General features: G+C 61.0%; 14 protein-coding genes and 1 pseudogene. 4 read left to right on the plus strand and 11 right to left on the minus strand.

What is annotated here, in order from left to right; all coding sequences use genetic code 11:
- Both JYG32_RS21700 and JYG32_RS21705 read right to left on the minus strand, forming a co-directional pair.
- On the minus strand, positions 1-1392 hold the full coding sequence (locus tag JYG32_RS21700) for a sigma-54 dependent transcriptional regulator (RefSeq protein ID WP_174381780.1): 1392 nt from the start codon (positions 1390-1392) through the stop codon (positions 1-3).
- 691 nt (positions 1393-2083) lie between these two features.
- Positions 2084-2233: a hypothetical protein gene (locus JYG32_RS21705; protein WP_213266917.1), complete on the minus strand. Its 150-nt coding sequence runs from the start codon at positions 2231-2233 to the stop codon at positions 2084-2086.
- Between the two features lie 221 nt (positions 2234-2454).
- On the opposite strand from JYG32_RS21705, the gene JYG32_RS21710 reads away from it, so the two are divergent.
- Both JYG32_RS21710 and JYG32_RS21715 read left to right on the plus strand, forming a co-directional pair.
- On the plus strand, positions 2455-3120 hold the full coding sequence (locus JYG32_RS21710; protein WP_174381782.1) for a drug:proton antiporter: 666 nt from the start codon (positions 2455-2457) through the stop codon (positions 3118-3120).
- A complete protein-coding gene (locus JYG32_RS21715) occupies positions 3117-4637 on the plus strand; it encodes a mannose-1-phosphate guanylyltransferase/mannose-6-phosphate isomerase (RefSeq protein ID WP_213266918.1) in 1521 nt (506 codons plus the stop codon). The genes JYG32_RS21710 and JYG32_RS21715 overlap by 4 nt, the downstream gene beginning before the upstream one ends.
- Before the next feature lie 105 nt (positions 4638-4742).
- Here the strand turns inward: JYG32_RS21715 and JYG32_RS21720 are convergent, their stop codons facing one another.
- Positions 4743-5987, minus strand: a complete 1245-nt coding sequence (locus tag JYG32_RS21720) for a right-handed parallel beta-helix repeat-containing protein (protein ID WP_213266919.1) — start codon at positions 5985-5987, stop codon at positions 4743-4745.
- A gap of 1335 nt (positions 5988-7322) precedes the next feature.
- On the opposite strand from JYG32_RS21720, the gene JYG32_RS21725 reads away from it, so the two are divergent.
- Both JYG32_RS21725 and JYG32_RS21730 read left to right on the plus strand, forming a co-directional pair.
- Positions 7323-8471, plus strand: coding sequence for a glycosyltransferase (locus JYG32_RS21725; protein WP_213266920.1), 1149 nt, complete (start codon positions 7323-7325; stop codon positions 8469-8471).
- Positions 8472-8498: 27 nt separating this feature from the next.
- Complete coding sequence (locus JYG32_RS21730) at positions 8499-9578, plus strand: glycosyltransferase family 4 protein (RefSeq protein WP_213266921.1); 1080 nt, start codon at positions 8499-8501, stop codon at positions 9576-9578.
- Between the two features lie 444 nt (positions 9579-10022).
- On the opposite strand, the gene JYG32_RS21735 is transcribed toward JYG32_RS21730, so the two are convergent.
- The 8 genes and pseudogenes from JYG32_RS21735 to JYG32_RS21765 form a co-directional block, all read right to left on the minus strand.
- Positions 10023-11276 (minus strand): oligosaccharide flippase family protein, encoded by a 1254-nt coding sequence (locus JYG32_RS21735; RefSeq protein ID WP_213266922.1) that lies wholly within the window; start codon positions 11274-11276, stop codon positions 10023-10025.
- Positions 11277-11314: 38 nt separating this feature from the next.
- Positions 11315-12505, minus strand: a complete 1191-nt coding sequence (locus JYG32_RS21740; RefSeq protein ID WP_213267438.1) for a glycosyltransferase — start codon at positions 12503-12505, stop codon at positions 11315-11317.
- Positions 12506-12926: 421 nt separating this feature from the next.
- The gene (locus tag JYG32_RS21745) at positions 12927-14738 is read right to left on the minus strand and encodes a serine aminopeptidase domain-containing protein (protein WP_213266923.1); all 1812 of its coding nucleotides are present in this window, start codon (positions 14736-14738) and stop codon (positions 12927-12929) included.
- Between the two features lie 116 nt (positions 14739-14854).
- Positions 14855-15613 (minus strand): annotated as a pseudogene (locus tag JYG32_RS21750) (transposase).
- A 239-nt stretch (positions 15614-15852) separates the two neighbouring features.
- Positions 15853-16998 carry an acyltransferase family protein gene (locus tag JYG32_RS21755; protein WP_213266924.1) on the minus strand — a complete coding sequence of 382 codons (1146 nt, stop codon included), beginning with the start codon at positions 16996-16998 and terminating at the stop codon, positions 15853-15855.
- A gap of 287 nt (positions 16999-17285) precedes the next feature.
- Positions 17286-18713 carry a DUF6418 domain-containing protein gene (locus JYG32_RS21760; RefSeq protein ID WP_213266925.1) on the minus strand — a complete coding sequence of 476 codons (1428 nt, stop codon included), beginning with the start codon at positions 18711-18713 and terminating at the stop codon, positions 17286-17288.
- A gap of 180 nt (positions 18714-18893) precedes the next feature.
- Positions 18894-19034: a hypothetical protein gene (locus tag JYG32_RS39720; protein WP_433960869.1), complete on the minus strand. Its 141-nt coding sequence runs from the start codon at positions 19032-19034 to the stop codon at positions 18894-18896.
- Between the two features lie 128 nt (positions 19035-19162).
- Positions 19163-19474, minus strand: coding sequence for a hypothetical protein (locus JYG32_RS21765; RefSeq protein ID WP_213266926.1), 312 nt, complete (start codon positions 19472-19474; stop codon positions 19163-19165).
- Positions 19475-19556 lie beyond the last annotated feature (82 nt).

Raw genomic sequence — 19556 nt, forward strand, 5'->3', positions numbered from 1 at the left:
TCAGTCGGACGAGCCCGTGCCGCGCGGCCGCTCGATTCCGTACGCTTCCATCCAGCGATACAGCGTCGCGCGCGACACGCCAAGCTCGCGCGCCGAAGCCGCGACACGCCCGCGCGTGCGCAGCAACGCGGTTTCGATCGCCTCGCGCTCGATCGACTTGCGGATGTCGGCCACGGACGGCGACGCCGCATCGAGACAGTATTCGAGTTCGAGATCCCGCGCGGTGATCAGGCGCCCTTCCGTCATCACGACCGCGCGACGCACGCGGTTGATCAGTTCGCGGACATTGCCGGGCCAGTCGTGCTTGTAGAGTGCGGTGATCGCGTCGGTCGAGAAGCCGCGCACACGATGGCGCGCGTCGCCGCGGAAGCGTTCGAGCATGTGGTGCGCGAGCAGCTCGATGTCCTTGCCGCGCGCGCGCAGCGGCGGCTGGTCGATGCGCATCACGCACAGGCGGTGGAACAGGTCCGCGCGAAAACGCCCTTCCTCCATCGCGCCGCGCAGGTCGACGTGCGTCGCCGATACGATCCTGACATCGACCGGCACCGGATCGCTGCCGCCGAGGCGATGGATCGAGCGCTCCTGCAGAAAACGCAGCAGGCTCGCCTGGCTCTCGTGCGGCAGGTCGCCGATCTCGTCGAGCAACAGCGTGCCGCCGTTCGCGGCCTCGACATAGCCGATCTTGCGCGCGTTCGCGCCGGTAAACGCGCCGCGCTCATAACCGAACAGCTCCGATTGCAGCAGATGCGGCGGAATCGCGCCGCAGTTGACCGCGACGAACGGGCCGTTGCGCCGCTCCGAATGACGATGGATCGCGACGGCCGTCAGCTCCTTGCCGGTACCCGTTTCGCCGAACACGAACACCGGTGCGTCGGTGCGCGCGAAGCGCCCCACCGTATCGAACAGCCGCAGCATCGCGCTGCAGGTGCCGACGATGCCTTTCTCCTCCGATTCGAGCTGTTCGCGATCGCGCGCGAACAGGCATTCCATGCCGTACGCATGGCCAACCGTATCGGCGATCCGTTGGTGCGACGCGGGCAAGGTGACGTAGTCGAAGCAATAGTCGCGCAACAGCGCGCGCACGTTCGGGGACGCGGTCTGACCGACGTCGACGAGTGCGACCCACACGACGTCGCGCATCGACGCGCAGGTCGACGCGATGCTGCCGATCGCATCGGCATGGCCGCCGCTCAGGTCGAGGATGCCGCAGGTGATTTCACCGGACGTGTCGCGCAGCTCGTTCGCATGCGCGACGACCGAAACCTTCCAGTCGCGTCGCGCCAGTTCCTTTCGCAGCATGACGGACGGCGACTGCGTCCAGTAAATCAGCGGACGCTGCCCGTTACCGCTTCCCCCGCCGGCGCTCTTATCGCGCGTTATTGGCATATTCATAACGAACCATCACTTTCTCCACTCCGCGAATCGTTCGCGTGCGCTGCGGATGGCGGCGCATGGCCGCCTGTCCGCGCTGAGTTCCCGCAGCTTTGGCGAAGATCGAAACTGCACAAGGCGAGAGCCCCCGGAGGTCGAGCCGGATGTCATCCGGCCTCGTTGTCATCGAACTCGAAGGGAACGCGCGGCCGCGGGAGCCACGACGTTCCGGCTTTGATGCGACGCGCCGTCAGGCGGGGCACGTCGGCAAACGGAAAATCCGTCCGCATGTGCGTCGCGTCGTACACGACAGTCGCGCCCGATGCTGAATCGGATGGCCGCCAACCCGCTCCCGGAATGACCGCCACATTTCATCCGTTCCTGAATTTACACCCCGTTTCAAGATGACCGTGTTACCAAAAGATAATCCTGATTCAGCCGGTTACGCCACCGGTCGCCCCGCACGACGCGCCTTTGACCACTGAGATTTGATTATCTCCGACCATTCCCGTCAATCAGTGGCAAATACTACTTTTCGACAAGATTGGTGCCGTCGATTGCCCGCGAATTTCATCGAAATCCGCGAAAAAGGCCGGCACCGCATTCCATGTATCGCATAATCGCGCTCGCCGCCAAACGGCCGTATCGCATCGCGGCAGCGTGCGGCCTGCCGATCCGTTACACGTCGTAATCCACAACGTCGCGTCGCGCGTCAGATTCGCGGTGTCGCGGCACTGCGGGACGCGCGCCGCTCGTGCATGCCATTCTCCGGCGAATTGCCCTTGCCCGTCGCGAAATCGCTGGTGCCGGCACTCGTTTCCCGCAGTGCAGCATGACCGTCATGAACGATCGCAATCTTCAAGTCCCACCCCCGATTCCTTATTCACATTCGATGTCGGCTGGTCGCGCATCTCGGCCAGCCGCCAGGATGGATCAATTATGAAAAGGCACCGGCACCGACGGTGTGTGCTACCGCACATTGCGGCATTCCCGGGGCACGCGCGCCGCCGCGTCTCCCGCATCCGCCACACGAAACCGGAGCGTGAGTATGCTTTCGAACAGACCGGTGCCCGGCGCATCCGGATGATGAAGATCGCTGTGCCGCACGGAACGATCGCGTCCGCGCCGCATGGCGTGCCGAAGGCATCACGCGAGGACCGCATCATGGAATGGCATTGTTGTGAATTCGAACATCTGAGCGCCGTCGATCTCTATGCAATCCTGCGCGCGCGCAACGCCGTGCTGGTAGTCGAGGACGCGCACACGCATCTCGACATCGACGGCAAGGACGCAGGCGCGCTGCACGTGTTCGCGCGCGTGCGCGACGGCGACGCGGTGGAAGTCGCGGCCTATGCGCGCATCCTGCCCGGCGATAACACCGATCCGGATGTCGTGATCGACAAGATCCTGACGAGCGAAGCGCGCCGCGACGACGATACGCTCGAACGGCTGATCGAACGTGCGCTCACCGCCGCGCACGCCGCATGGCCGGACACCGCCGTGCGCACCCACGCTCCCGCGTCACGCCAGGCGTTCTACAAACGCTTCGGATTCCGCAAGGCTTACGGCCCGTATCTCGAACAGGGTGCGCCGTTCGTCGGCCTGGTCCGGCCGGCCAATCGCGCCGACGGCGCGCTGCGTCATCTGCTGTCCCGGGTCGTTTCGGCACCCCGGTCGCGCAACGACGACACGCGCACCGACAGCCGTGCGCACAACCGGTTACCCGCCGATACCGGAGCCAACCGATGACCCGCACCCTTCGCCCGGTTCCCGAACCCGATCTGCCCTGCATCCTGCCGGTCATCCTGGCCGGCGGCTCGGGCACGCGCCTCTGGCCACTGTCGCGCGAGCATTATCCGAAGCAGCTGATCGAGCTGACCTCGAACGAATCGCCGCTGTCGGCGACGGCGCGCCGCCTGAACGGCATCGCGAACGCGGCGCTCGGCGACACGCTGCTGCTGGTGTGCGGCGAACAGCACCGCATCATGAGTGCCGCGCAAGTGGTCGACCGTGCCGCGCCGGCGCGCATCCTGCTCGAGCCGAGCGCGCGCAACACGGCACCCGCGCTCACGCTCGCCGCGCTCGACGCGAGCGTGCTCGCGGACGATCCCGTGCTCGCGGTGATGCCGGCCGATCACGTGATCGCCGATGTCGGCGCATTCCAGGACACCATCGCGCGCGCGGCGCGTTACGCGCAGGAAGGCGCGATCGTCACGCTCGGCGTGCTGCCGCGCCGCGCGGAAACGGGCTATGGCTATATCCAGGTCGGCAAGCCGCGCACGGGCCGCCTCGGCGGACAAGGCGGCCATTCGATCGGGCGTTTCGTCGAGAAGCCCGACGCGACGCTCGCCGAACGCTACCTGCAGTCGGGCGACTACTGGTGGAACAGCGGGATTTTCGTCACGCGCGCGTCGGTCTGGCTGAAGGCGATCCGCGCACTGGCGCCCGCGATCCATTCGGCCTGCGAAGCCGCGTGGCGCGCGGGCGTCGCCGAGGATCCGTTCTTCCGGATCGACGCGGCGGCGTTCGACGCCTGTCCGTCCGACTCGATCGACTACGCGGTGATGGAGCGCCTCGCCGAAAACAGCGAGCTCGGTATCGAAGGGATCGTGGTGCCGCTCGCGGCGGGCTGGTCGGACGTCGGCACGTGGGATGCGATCTGGGAAATCATGCCGAAGGACGATCACGGCAACGTCGCGCGCGGCCCGATCGTGTTCGAGGACACGCAGGACAGCCTCGTGCGTTCGGAGGGGCGACTCATCGCATGCGTCGGGATGAAGGACGTCGTCGTGATCGAAACGCCCGATGCGGTGCTGGTCGCGAACAAGCACGACGTGCAGCGCGTGAAGAACATCGTTGCGCGCCTGAAGAGCGACCGGCGTCCGCAGGCGAGCGAGCATCGCAAGGTACAGCGTCCGTGGGGGCATTACGACTCGATCGATCTCGGCGAACGGTTCCAGGTGAAGCGGATCGTCGTCGAACCGGGCAAGCGGCTGTCGCTGCAGATGCACTATCACCGTGCCGAGCACTGGATCGTCGTGCGCGGCACCGCGAAGGTGACGCGCGGCAGCGAAACGTTCCTGCTCGGCGAGAACGAATCGACGTACATCGCAGTCGGCGAAGTGCATCGACTCGAGAATCCCGGCCGGATCCCGCTCGAGATCATCGAGGTGCAGTCCGGCAACTATCTGGGCGAGGACGATATCGTTCGCTTCGAGGATCAGTATGGGCGCCCTGTCGAGGCTATGCCTGCGCAACAGGCATAGCCGATATAGCGATACAGCTCGCCCCGCCCGAAGTGCGCGCGAACACCGCAGTGAGCGACATCGTTCGATAGGTGCGTTCCGCCGTCAATCGATATCGCTCTGCGGTCAGCGGGGCTGTCTGACGAATTCGCGTACGCCCGGCAGCAACGACGCATCTGCTCCGACCACGTCGGGCGCGACTGACCGGGATTGAAGCACCGCCGCACACGGCGCAGCTTTCGCGTTGCCGGCAGCGCAATCCTGCGTGGGACCAACCCGGACCGGCATACTGCCGATCCCCGACAATTGATTATCCGCGAGCCGGACGCCAGACACGTTTCCCCATAAGCGAATGCCGTCGAACCGCGCTTGCGACACACGGTTGCCGATCACCGCCACGCGCGTCACCGAACCCGACCACGTGCTGACCTCGATCGCGCCCTGCTGCGTGAGCGGGCGCGGATCGGTCCGGCCGGTGACCATCTGGATATCCGTGATCACGTTGTTCTCGACCCGGACGTTGGACGCGCCGTAGGTCCGGTAGCTGTCTTCCTGGGCAACGAGAATCCCCGCGCTCACCTGCACGTTACGCACGATGTTGTTCGAGATCGTCACGTCCGCGCCGCCGACCACCGTGATCCCGCGCCCCCACGTGTTGCCTTCGAGCGAGTTGCCGGTGATCAGCACGTTGCGGCTCAGCACGCCGTCGCCCCGGTAGCTCACCACGGCAATCATATCGTCGCCGGTGCCGCGCACGACATTGCCCTGAACCAGCACGTTGCGCGCGCCGTGCGTCATGTGAATGCCGTCCGCGAGCGTCGACAGCACCTTGTTGCCGACGATCGCGACGTCCACTCCACCAAACACGAAGATACCGGCGCTGGCGCCGCCGTCGATGACGTTGTCGAGCACTTGCACGTCGTGCCCCGTCACCTCGACCTTGGTCGACTCCCGCGTCGCGAGGCGCGTCGCGCCGGTTCCCGTGATCTGAAACCCAACGAGCATCGTACCGTCGCCCCGCATCTCGATCGTCTGGTCGTCCGGGACGGTCGCAATCAGCGTCGCGCCGTAACCCGACAGCACGACATGCGGCTGCCGCACGACCAGCGAACGGCCGACGACATACCGCCCCGGCGTGAACACCAGTCGCTGGCCCGGCTGCAACACGTCCAGCGCGCGTTGCAACTCATCAGCCTGATCGGCTGCGTCGGAGGCGGGATGAACGTACGCATCCGGTACGTTCGCATGCAGCGCGCCCGGTCCGGGCGCTCCGGATACAGCCATGGCGAACCCCGGCCACGACAACCCGCCGGCCATGAACATGCCGGCGACCACGGTGCATACGCGAGACAGGCATGGTGATCTACGCATATCGAATCATTTCCCTGGAACAACTTGGCACACCTCGGTATACGCGCTCGAACGGCTGCTTGCCGCGGAAAACACGGTTCACGACCGATGCGCGGACATCGACTGCCCCCGCAGCGGTAGTGAGCAGCCTTCCCGTTGATTGTTGACCGCTGACCGCGGGGCATGTCCGCGGGTCCATCGAAACGGACGAGACGATACTTTCGATTAGATCATTTGATCCGGGCGGGCTTCGGTGCGTCAGCAGACCAAGATATTCGGCATCGACGGGCAGCATCGGTGCTGGTCGATCCGGGTCGTGAATCCAGGCCGCCCGGTGTGCGCCGGCCGGCCACGCCCCACTGCGACCCGTCGCCATACGACACGTTACGGCACAAATCGAGCGAATGCCTGATCCCCACAACAACGTCCCGCCGCCGGCGTTGCGCCCCCAACGTGCATCGCGCCGATGGGCAACGAGCGACGCCGGGCCTCCGGGTCATCCGCGCCCGGCTCGCCCGAACCCCGTTCATGACTGACCATCGCAATCCGCAACTGCAACCACGGCGCGCACCTGCGCGACGCGATCGATTCGGCGCTCGTGCAGAGTGCGCACGGTTCGCGAAGCGCTGCCGCTGGCTCCTGTTCGAATCCGGGCGCGACTGGCATACGGTACTGCGCAATCCGTTCTGTCGCCCGTCCAGGAAATTGGCCGGCGCCGGATTGTCGCTTGCATGCCTGCTGCCGTCGTCGACACCGAGCAACCCTGCTATTCGCTATCTCTCCAATCCACTCGCCCGTGCGCGCAAGTCGCCCGTTCATCGAGCCAATGCTCGATGAACGTCGTCGGGCCGGGATTGCCGCCGCCGAATCGCTTCTTCGGTAAGCCATCGCACCCAGCACGTCGTGCATGCGCTTCACAATGGTCAGGACCGGTGGATGCACGCGCCGCGACAGGCACTCGCGGTTGCGTGATCCCGAGTCGCCGTGACCGAACGCCGGTATCCGATGTACCGCAGGACCGACCCCGCACGTAGCGCACGGCGTTGATTCCTGTCACGTCGTCGCGCCCGGGCAACACCCTGCTGCCGGTCGCTTTCATGTTTGGTCACTGCATCGCCTGCCGACAAAGTCGGCCCGATGTCCGCCCGAGCAACCCGGCCGCGTCCCCCAACCGCGAGACTGCCGACGACAGGAGGGATCGAATGACCACGATTGGCATTCACTTATCAATTAGGAATACATAGCTCACTGAATCGAATGCTGCGCCTGCACAACTCGCCGGCGACCTGACGATTCCCCGGCCACCCATCTTCACGGTGGGCGACGGAAAGCGCGATCGAATCGATAGACCCAAAGATGACCACAGAAAAGATCGTTCATATTGCCGAAGCGTTTGGTGGCGGCGTGCTTTCGATGCTGACCCATCTCGCCAACCATGCCGCGGCAATCGGCGTCGATGTGACGGTACTGCACTCGATCCGACCGGAAACGCCAACCGATTTTTCAACGTTGTTCCGGCCTGACGTGAAGCTCGTCCACGTCGACATGGCTCGCGAGGTCAGCGTTAAACAGGACCTTCTGAGCTTGCGCGCGCTGGTCAAGAACCTTCGCGACTGCAGGCCGACCACGATTCACCTGCATTCGTCGAAGGCTGGCGTGCTGGGACGGGTCGCCGCCAGGATCGCCGCCCCGAATGCGACGGTCCTCTACTCGCCGCACGGACTCTCGTTCCTGCGCTGCGACGTTTCGCGCATGAAGCAGTTCACGTATCTGAGCTTCGAACGAATCGCAGCTCGCATCGGCGGAACCATCGTCGCGTGCTCGGGCAGTGAGCTCGGAGAAATCAAGCGAAAGGTCCGTGCGAAATCAGCGGTACTGGTGGAAAACGGTGTCGACGTGGCGGAGATCCCGCCCCGTCGCGCGCGCGACGATCGCAAAGTCGTCATCGGGATGAGCGGTCGAGCATCGTTCCAGAAGAACCATGAAGCGTTTGTGCGCCTCGCCGACAAGCTGCACGACGCCGACGTCGAGTTCCTCTGGATCGGCGGCAACGTTGCCGAGATCCCGGATCGCCGCCAAAGCCGGGCCGTTGTCTGCAGCGGCTGGGTAACCCGCACACGTGCGCTGGAGCTCACGTCGGAACTGGATATCTACGTCCAGACCTCTCGCTGGGAAGGCATGCCGGTCGCGCTGATCGAAGCCCAGGTTGCAGGCATACCGGCCGTGGTAACGGATGTTATCGGCAATCGCGACGTAGTGATTCACGGCGTGAGCGGATACGTCGCGTCGAGCGCCGACGAGATGGCCGGGTATCTGTCCATGCTCCGCGACGACCGGCACCTCCGCGAGCAAATGGGCGCGGCAGCCCGGAAACTGGCGATTCAGCGGTTTTCGATGGGCACGATATTCCGGCAGTGGCATGCCCTTTACGGGCTGGACACCGACGAGTCTCGTGCCGACACCGGCGATTTCAAGCCGGTTGCCCCGAATCACGTCAAAGCCTGATTCCGATTTCGATATTCAATTGTTGACATGATCGCTTTCAAAAAACCGAAACAACTCGTGTACAACGGCCGATTCACCACGCAGAAGACGACCGGGGTACAAAGAGTCGCACGCGAGTTGATCGCCGCCCTGATCGAGTTTCAACCGCACGATCCGGTAACTGTCCTTGTCCCACCGCAGCCGGGCGTCGCGGTAAGCGGAGCGAAGACGGTCAAGGTGGGTTTTTACAAGGGTGTGGTCTGGGAGCAGCTGGTGCTCCCCCTTTTCGCACGTCGCAGCCGCCTCGTCAATCTCAGCAATTCGGCTTCCATTTTCGTCGGCAACCAGATCATCTACATGCATGATGCGGCCGTATTCGACACCCCCGCACACTTTTCCCGGCCGTTCCGGGCCTGGTACCGGATCATGTTCTGGATCCTGGCACGAACCTCCGCTTGCGTGCTGACCAATTCCCATTTTTCACGGGATCGCCTCGCCCACCACTGCGGCGTTTCCATTGAGAAAATCAGCGTCGTTCCGCTCGGTGCGGATCACCTCGACTCACTGGAACCGGACACGAGCGTGCTCGAAGAACATTCGTTGAAGCCGGACCGGTTCGTGCTCGCGGTCAGCAGCATGAATCCCACCAAGAACTTCGGCCGACTCATCGCGGCGTTTCGGCAGATCAACGATCCGTCGGTCGACCTCGTCATCGTCGGGATGCGGAACACCACCGTGTTCGGAAAACCGGATCATGTCTCGGCGGCAGAACCGAACATCAAGTACGTCGGCTATATAAGCGACGAACAATTGAAGGCGCTGTATCAACACGCGGCGTGCTTCCTTTACCCGTCGATTTACGAAGGTTTCGGCATACCACCTCTTGAAGCGATGCGATATGGCTGCCCGACGGTTGTCGGAAAATCCGCGGCGCTGCCGGAAGTCTGTTCCGATGCAACACTGTACTGCGACCCGTATTCGCAGGACGACATCGCGGAAAAATTGCGGAACCTGCTGGATTCCACCGAGCTCAGAGCCGAGCTCAAGCGGAAGGGAATTCTGCATGCGGAGAAATATCGCTGGAGCAGAAGCGCGGAAATGATGACGGAAATATTCAAGGGGCTGTAGGGCGATCGATGCAAGCCGTCGCCGAGACGGAGCACTGGGAACGGGAAGCGAGTCGACATCATCCGCGCTCGCGCCCTATCCTCGTCGAAATCAAGACATGCGCTATCGCTCGACCTCGGAATCATCGCGATGACCGGAGCAGCCGTGCCGTATCGTCAGTCATGTCGCCGTCAACGACGATTCCCTCTCACGTTCATCGGCAGATCGGCCAATTCCTGCCGACGATGCAGGTGCTGGCAGACTGTGCCGATCACGTCTGCCTTGCCAGTCGGTCGGCTCGTGCCCAGCGGGCAGCGTCTTGTGCGCCACCTCCGTCTTTGCCATGGTGCATGGACATGCGTTACATCCCGGCCGATTCTACTCGATCACGTTGGTTCGACAGAATCGTCGGTCGGTCGCGCTACCGCTCCGCGCGCACATCGCGTATGTAGAGCGCGAATCGCCTTACCTCGATTTCGCCGGCATGTTGATCAGGCCGACCCGTTCACGACAGAGTACGTACACGAGCGCAACGGCCACGGCCGTTTCGACCATCAATACCGCGATTGCCGCGCCACGCTCTGCAAATAGCGAGGCGAGTGGCGGCAGTATCGTTACGTTCAGCAGGCCGGACGAGATCAGGATGATGCTGAAAACGCGCTTCATGCCAAGCGGCAGCATCGTTTGAACGCCGAACAGATCGGTCATGCAAGCCATGAACGGCACCAGCGCAAGGCAACGCAGCACGCCGACCGTCGGCGCAAACGTGGGGCCGTACAGAATCCGGACCGCGAGCGGCGCGAACCCGTAGATCGCTGCCGACATTGCCAGCACTAGCGCACCCTGCACGACGATCAGCTTGCGCAGGAACGCGAACGCTTCGTCACGCGCGTTATGCATCAAATAGGTGATGTGCGGGTATGTGGTTGCCCTCAGTGGCTGCAACATGCCAACGGCGGCACGGATCAGCTTGTCGCCTGCTGCAAAATAGCCTGCGGCGACATTACCCGAAACGATACTCAGCAGGACGGTATTGGTCGACGCATAGAACGAGATTGACGTTGATGCGAGGAAGACCTGCGAGCCGCCTTTCACCGCGACGACGATATCGGCGAACCGCACGCGGACGCTCGCAATCTCGCGACGAAAGAACAGGTAAGCGAGCAAGGTAAATCCACAAAGCAACGGCACCGCCGCGTTGATGGCAATCGCGTGCAGGATATCGTCCGGTGTGCGGACCCACAGGAAGAAGGCGGCGACGCTGAGTGCGCGGTACACCACCACCGTCATGCTGTACACACTCAACTTCTGAATTCCCTGAAAGTACCAGCCTGGCGTAAGCGCAGCACCGATTGCCATCCCGAATCCGATCAACAGTGGCGTGCGTTCCGCCGCAAAGTACGGGATCAACTGCGTCATCGCAACGAGCACTGCGAAACCTACGACGGTTATCAACCACTGAGCGCAAACGGTTGTCCAGAAGATTCTCGATCGCTCGACCCTGTCTCGTGCGAGCGCGACACGCGGCGTTGCCGTCAGGTCGAAGCTGTAGTTCACCAGATTGATGAAATACGTCGTAACCGCGAGCACGAACGACAGTCGGCCGTACTGCTGGGGGCCGAGCGCACGCGTCAAGAGCGGCAACGTGACGAGCGGCACGACATACGTCGAGATTTGCAACGCGAACAACATGGCGAAGTTTTTGCGAATGGCAGTCATCGTGCCTTCTGGGCTGATAGTGAACAGTGCGCCGACTGTCAATGTGCGTACGTGCGCGGTACGTGCGCATCGATGCCCAGTACGGCATACAGCGACGATGCGTAGCAGTCGACCGAGTAACGCGACCAATCGTAGTGGCGACTTTCGTTGTCGAGGTGTGCACGTAGCGCGTTGATTGCGCGCGAGAAATCTTTGGGGGTGTTCCGATAGAGAATCTTGTTGCCGATCTCATCCCCAAATGTCGACAGACTCCCGATGTCGTGCACCAGCGCCGGCAGGCCGAGCATCGCTGCCTCGACTATCACGAGGGGGGCGTTTTCCACCCAGATCGACGGCAGCACAAGAGCGTCGTGCTTTGGCAGTTCGGCGAAAAGTGCAGCATGATCGAGACGACCGGCAAAACGCAGCCTTCCGGCTTTGACAAGGTCTGCGTGGCGTTTCTCGAGGTTGCCGCGCTCCGATCCGTCGCCATAAACGGTGAACGATGCAATCGCATCGCCGGCCGATTCGGCCATGAGCGCGAGAAACTGGGCAAGGCCCTTGTCCGCTTCGATACGACCGACGAACGCAAGATCCAGACGAGCGGACCGCGCGGGTTTCGGTGCGCACGGAACCAATGTTGCGTCAATCGGGTTCGACAGAAGTGTGGCGCGCGTTCGCCCAAATCGTGCGATCAGGTCACGCATGAACGGACTCGGACAGAGGATCTCGTCAAACAGGCCAAGCGGGTCAAAAAGCGCATTGACTACGTGCCAATGCAACTTCTTCGCGACATCGTGGAGAACGCCGTGCGGACTGGCGATGGAGACGAAGCGCCTGCCCCCATGCAACTGATCAAGCGACAACGGCTGCGCGTGTCCGCGGGAATAGACTTGAAGGCTCGGATTGTAAAACACAAGATGGTAGTCGTGTGCGGTCATGTACAAACCACACCCCGAGCGCCTCTTGTAGCGGGCGAGCACGGGCAGGATCGCGCTCGATAGCAGGTTGTGATAATTGTGTACGAGAATTCGTTGCGGGCGAAATCTTTCGAGCAATGCCACGAGGGCACGTGCAGCGGCAGGCGACCACGCACGTGCGCGCCGATTATTTTCGACACCGGACAGTGCATGCTCGTCAAAGGTTTCGACCACCACGTCGTCGCGTGCACGCAGCACGTCGACGGACACTCGGTATACCTCCTCCGCCCCCCCCTTTCGAACGAAGTCGTTGACGACCAACACGCGCATCACGACGGACCTCGATATACGTTATACCGGCAGAGCGGCGCCGTGCCATCGTCGTCGAGCTTTCGCACGATCTTCTCGATGCTGTTCCGCAATCCGACGCCCCGCCGTGCGGCACGCGTGATACTGCGGGCCGCTTGTTGACAGTAAAGTTTGCTCAATTTTCTGCATTCCTTGCAATTTCGTTTCCTCGATACTCCTGAGCGGAGTCACGGTGCCGCGCCACTTCGAAAAATTGGCCACGCGAAAAACGACACGACCACCATAATGTTTCGGGAGCGGCGAATCTGTTCGCACGGTTACTTAGAAACGGTCTCGTCAGAATTGCTCGGCGCGCCGGAAAATTTTTCCGCAGCACGCGAAACGAAGACCGTGGTAGCGGCAGCGATACAACGCGCCCCGTCTACCATGATCCCGCTGCGGCTTAGCGCGTTGACTCGGTGCGACGCTTGCGTGAATGCGACGAAGTCACACGTTTTGATTTCGCCGGTGCCGCAAGCTCCGCCGACGTCCGCCAACCCGCAAGTAGCTCGGCGCAACGGTCGATAACGTATTGCGCGGCGGTACCGCCGTGCAGCGAATGATCGACTGTTTCCTGAATGTCGACCGATACGTTCGGCAAGCGTGCGAACGCACGCGATGCCGGACCGAAATGCCGGACCAATGCATCGACGCCTGGATCGAACGTTCCGTAGATGAGATGGGTACGGATGCCGCGCGTCGACATGTCGCGCAGCAATCCCCGTGGCGTATCCTTGCCCGGGCCTCGCCCGACATGCTCCGCGACGCGCATGATCGGCACCGACATGAAATCCGCAAGGAAGCGCAACAGTACGCGCAGCACTGGACGCAGATCACGACCTTCGAGCAGCAGGCGGCGCCACTTGCCTGGGCTGCGCAGCGATGCAAAATAGCCGCGCATCGAATTCGTCTGATTCTTGATCACGTTCGCGAGAGTCTCTCCGCGCGGCCACACGAAGAGCGGGAGATTGACCGCGATCACGCCGGCGAACGGCCCACGAGCGGCGGCATGAAGCGACGTGTACGCACCGGAGCAAATCCCGAATGCGACGACCTTATGATGCCCCTCGGCTTTCAGCCAGTTTGCGGCCGAGACCATGTCGACGATCATCTGATCCGAATACGGGATGTCCAATTGGTTGTCGCGCGCACGCTCGCTGCTGTCACCGATTCCGCTCGAATCGATGCGCAGACTGCAGATACCCCGCGCCGCGAGCGAACGGGCGAGTCGAACCGCGAGCCGCCCGTCTGCGATGCGCGGATTCGCGGCCGTATTGGTGATCAGCAGGGTCGGCGCGGCTGCACGCATCATGTCTTCGGTCGGTTCGCACAGCACCCCAACCAATTGTCGGGTCCCCACGCGAACCACTCGTTCGACACTGCCTTTGCCGGTGAGTACGACACCAGAGTCGGGGCGCCGCGCGGATACGCGAACGGTTCGGTCGGGATCGTCGTCGATCCAGCCGGCAATCGTGTCGAGCAATGTATCCGGCAGCCGCGACCAGAGGGGCTCCCGCATTGCGACCGCCCAGTCGGCACATGGATGGACGCTCACCACGACACCACGCGCCTGTAACGCATCCGATAGCGCCGCACCGTCGCCGTACGGTGCATCGACAAGCAATGCGCGCGCCGGTAACGCACGCAATTGACCGGCAGCGTGGCACAGGTCGATACGCCGGAGCGCCGCGACCAGATCGTCGGGATACACGTGTCCGAGCACATTGAGCGGCGCCTCATCGCGAACCACGTACCGCACGGTCGGTGGCACGTTGTCGAGCCAGCGTTGCGCGACGGAAGAAAGCTCACGCAGGTAGCTGCGACCGCGCACCACGGGCGCAAGCGCGATGAAGTGAGTAAGCCCGGGGATGTCATCCGCAGCGAGGAGCGCAACCGCCGCGCCGGCACGCACGCCAACGAGCGTCAGACTGTCTGGCGCGACGCGCTCCCGCAATGTCTGAACCGCGAGCCGAACGCTCCCAAGCATGCTGTCAAAGCGGTTGGCATCGCGTTCGTCGCCAAGCGAGTCGCCGCTCGCCGGATAGTGAAAGCGCAGCACCGGAAAGCCACGGTCCGAAAGATGCTCGGCGAGCAAACGCACGAGTTTATGAAGCCAAAGCGCTTCGTGACCTAGTGGCTCGCAAATTACGATGCCATGTGTTCGAGTACCCTCGTGAAGCCAGCCGACGCATCCATTAAACTGGATGGGTGTCATGATTTGGTCCTCGCTCTGACAAAATGAGTGGCAGGGGCGGTTAACCCGCCGCCGGCTCTGTTAGCCTCTTCGTTGTTTCACTAACTGGAGTTGACCCTGCAATACCGGATTCGGCATCACACGAAGGTTGCTGAATTCATCGAGCGCCGGAACCCGCATGGCGAGCGAGATTTCAGCGCCCGATGGGAATGCCTTTCGTCGTCATGCTCGAACACTATGGTCAAGTTACGTGCAGCAGTCGCTGCGTCCGGCCTCGGCATGAAGGCGACACGGTTGCGTTTCATCGTCTTCACGAAGCTCTCGGCCATACCGTTACTTTGTGGGCAGCACATCGACGTGGTCAATGGATTCAGGCCGATGGTCACTGCGAACCGGTGCGTGCCGTCCGCCGTGTAACCCGCATCGTCGTCGATCCGCTTCGATTGACGACCATCGCGCCACGTCGCCGAACGCGACAGTCGTGCCAATACGCTCCTTCGCGACACGCCAACAACTTCACAGACCAGTTTCACTGACCGTCCTCCGGCAGCAACGGCAAGTGCGCTATCCGTTTTTCTGCCAGGCCGTACTCGATCGCTTCGTGGAAGATCTCGTTCTCCATCGCCGTCATGCCGAGCATCCGCTGCAGCTCGCGAATCTGCTTGAGCGCGTCCGCCCACTCCGAGGCCGGAAACACGTCCTCGCCAGCCTTGACCGCTGACAGGCTCCCGTCCTGGTACAGCTTGCCCCCGTGGAACTGCTGGTTGGGATTCACGTCGTACTGGCACACGACCATCGAAACCGACTACCCCGGTTCGAAGCTCCCCCGCACCATCGCCGGATTCTGCCGCGCCGTCCAGCGGCGCCGACGCTCCGTCCCCCGTCAACACTTCCATCGCTTCCCGCCCGTTGTTAGTCAAAGACACGGTCTTATGCCTGGCCGCTAGCTTGAGCAAGAGGCTGTGTCCGGTGTTTCAAGGGGCTGCTCCAGCCGCCTCTCCGCGACAGGGTCGCCCCTTCGTATAGACCGCTCTTGGAATTCGATTCATCCAACCCTCCGTTTCTCAATTCCACGAAACGTTGGCTTCCACATTTTCCGGCCGGCCTGAACGCCGATAAGATCGACGTGCACGGATCAGCCGTCGGCACCACCGGACGCGAACGCACCACTACTCCGTCGCGCAGTGAGCGTACGCGCAAGCTGCACAAACGGAGCTTCACACAATCGATAGCCGGCCCAAGACAATGGAATCAAAGGCACGATCGGCACGATCATGTAAACACCGAGAGGCCAGCCAACGATGTGAAAGCGCTGACACAACCAGAATGCAGCGAAAAGCGGGAGACTGTGCAGCAAGTAGATTGAGTAACTGATCTCGCCAAGCCATGAAAGCAGGCGGATACGAAGCTTCAGAAAGGTCGCAAGTGTCACGAATATCGCGATGCCAATCAAGTAAGCGAGCGAATTCGGCAGGTGATCCAGGTTGTGATGTCGCCAATCGTTGATAGCACCCATCAGCGCAATGCCGACAATCAACATAGCCACACAGGTTGCCGCCGATCTATAAGTTATAGATACATGAGTCAGCGCACCGCTGCTTTTCCATCGAACACGTAACAACTGAAAAGGATTGTCGTACGCCTGGCGAAAACAGGCACCCCAAAACATGATTCCGAGATGATACGACATGGTCTTGTATTCGCTGAGCACATTGGCTGGAAAGAGTCTCAACTCGAGAGTCACCACAAATAGGCCGCATAACCCGATGCTGACGAGACACAAATAGCACATCCGATGAAGCGCGCCGCACCAGAACAATATCAGACACAGCCCATAAAAATACAACTCCGTTTCCAGAGTCCAGCCATGCGGCAAGATCAGGCTTTCTCCAAATGCGGCTGGAATCATAGTCACATTTGAAAAAAAACCATAAATATCCATTTTTTTATCAAACAAATACCAATGAACAAAATATCCAGCAGGAAGCGCCAACCAGTATGCAGGATACAGTCGAAAGAATCTTCGGATAAGGAACCGCTTCGTGCCCGCACCAACCTCGCCGTACAGGCTGGTAGGAATCAGCATGCCACTAATCGCGAAGAAGATCACCACGCCAATTCTTCCAAAATTCACGGAGCGTTGCAGTGTGTCGAGCACGTGTTGCGAGCCCGCAAGGGGGGCAAAGCGTTCGGCATAATGCGTCCATATGACGAATATCACCGCAACGGCGCGCATGGCATCGACATGCTGAAAATGCTCCGAACTCTTCGCTCTTGACATGACTGGAATGATGAAAACCCAATAAACAATTTTGCCAATATTAAATAATTAACAATCCATTTCATTACACCGACAAAACAATAAAACCCACCCATTCCTGGATCCGGCCCAGGACATCGACGAACCCAGCACGATCGGCTGACGAACAATACGAATGCCGAGGTCAACGCAAGTTCCGATATGCTCGACGATTGCATGATCAGCCGATAGCGACCATGAAAATCAGCATGACGGCAAAGCGTCAATGTTTACCGCGGACAAAAGAGTCCTGGATTACCTCATCTGCTTCAATTCAAGTCTGCGTTCCTCGTATCGACCCAATACCACCAAGCCAGTGCGGCCAGCGCATAAAAGACCGTACGCGATCCGAACATCATCCAGTAATCGCCTTGCTGAACAGCGAAGGTCGCATATGAAAAGACCTTCGCCATCAGCCATAGCATCACGACCCCGCCGCGCATCGCAACCAGAATCTGTAGCGCGCCCAGCGCACCGTATACGACGCCGGTGATCGCGACAAAGACCGCCCCTCCGGCATAACCAAACCAATACACGGGCACTGCCATGTTTCCCATCGTGAAGGTGACGTCGTCGAATATGTAGGCCTTGAGGAGCTGGGGCTCGGTATACGACATCATCAAGTCACGCAAGCCACTCGGTTCAGCATCGTTGAAAAAGGTTGGCATTGTCCAGGAACCGAGAGAGTTCACGAAACGCCAAAATGCAGCGGTGCCACCCAGCATCGGTGCCGTGAACATATGTGCGTCGCTGTCCACCACGTACCAGGGCTGGCCCTGCAGCAGGAAGCGTGAAGAGATCACATCGGTTACTTCCAGCCCCTGCCCCCTATAGGCGTAAATTATGGAAACGGTGCCGAGCAATAGCGCCAATCCCGCGCCAACACCCAGATAACGAACGACCGGTTTGCCGTTCATCGCATGAATCGCGATAAACGGAGCCAGCGAGCACAGGCCGATGTGCAGCACTGCCATGAACTGTTCGCCATGCAGCACGTTAAGCCCCAAGTCGACAGCCATCGTAACGATCGCCAACAACCGGATGCGCTTGTCATAACTGGTGGCGATGGTCCCCAACAAAAAACCCATGAAGGTCTGGTTGTTCAGGAACAGGTTGAACATCGTCCCGTTCGAGGCGTCATTACGCAACGCATACCTATTGATGCCGGTAAATAACGAGAATCCCGACGTTAGCCCCGCGAGCACACCGGTAACGATAATCGCGGCCGCAAGTCCGAACCCCACCACAATGCTTATCGGTTGCAACGTTATCCGCGCCGTGATCGGCTCATGCGCAGGGCGTTCGTCCAGGAACCGGCCAAATGCAACGAGCGCACAGACGACAAAAATCAGATAGAAAGAAAAGAGCCGGCTAAACGCGCCGGTCGCTTCACCGGCGATGTCGGTTTCCCGAAGATACCCGCCGTCCTCCAATCCCACCCCCGCAAGGAATGCGGTCAGTCCGATCGCCAGCACGTAGAGCATTGACACTGCAAACACCGGTCGATATTTGACCAGACCGACGAGTCCCAATGTCGCCAACAACAACGTGCACATGGCGCTCGACTCCTTCATTCCGAGCGCCGGCATCACCGCATTGATCAGCAACGCAAGCGTAAATAGCGTCGATACCATCACGCCAGTTGCGGATATTGGACCTTCGTTGACCCGTATCGCTCGCGTCGTCTTATCTATCATGCTGCAATCCGAAATTCGTTCCATTGCTCATGCACCGCCCGATCAAGTGCACCACGCAGCTGTGAGCCGACCGCCTGCGATAAAAGTCGTTGCGCTTTTGCCTTGCCGTTGTGCACCCGTCCATCCTTAAGCAACCCGTCATTGACAAGCCGGCCGGCTTACCGGCCCCAGACAGCGGCGTTAAGCATGTCGGCAGCGATCAGGAATGCTCCATCGCGTCTCGGTGCACCGGCGGTCCGACGCAACCACCGGGACACCCACGAGTTGCGCCTCGAGCGCCGTGCTTCCGACGCCTTCTTGCAATGCCGGCACTACATGCACATCCGCAGATCAAGAATAGCCAGGATCTTCGTCGCTCACGTTTCCGACCAAATACGCTTTGATTCCGGCCCGCTTCGTCAAATCCGCCGCGGCGATCAGCGGCTGTGTCAACCCGACGTACCGGTTTTTCAGCTTTTTGATGAAACCTCGCACGTGTCCGGGGTGCGGCACACGATGAAAATGCCCCCTGCACGTCCGCCGACCAGGTGGATATCTGGCGGCGTGAGAACCCAATCCTCCTGATACAGCATGCTCAAACTGCTTAAGCGTGCGATTGCGGTCGCGCGCAGTGGATACATGACGAGCTGCGTCCGGTAACGCCTGATCGAACGCAGCTCAGCCAAGATGCCAATCGCCTTCACGGTGAAGTCGTAAAAGCCCGGCGTTAATTCAATACAACGAGCCTGTACCGCATCACGCCATTCCAGCTCATCGACCACGCCCGAGGAACGACATAACTCACGCCGCATCTGAATCGACTTGACGTATGCTTTCCGCTACAGCCAAATCACCTATTTGGTA

The sequence above is a fragment of the Burkholderia pyrrocinia genome, from assembly GCF_018417535.1.
GTDB classification, from domain to species: Bacteria; Pseudomonadota; Gammaproteobacteria; order Burkholderiales; family Burkholderiaceae; genus Burkholderia; species Burkholderia pyrrocinia_E.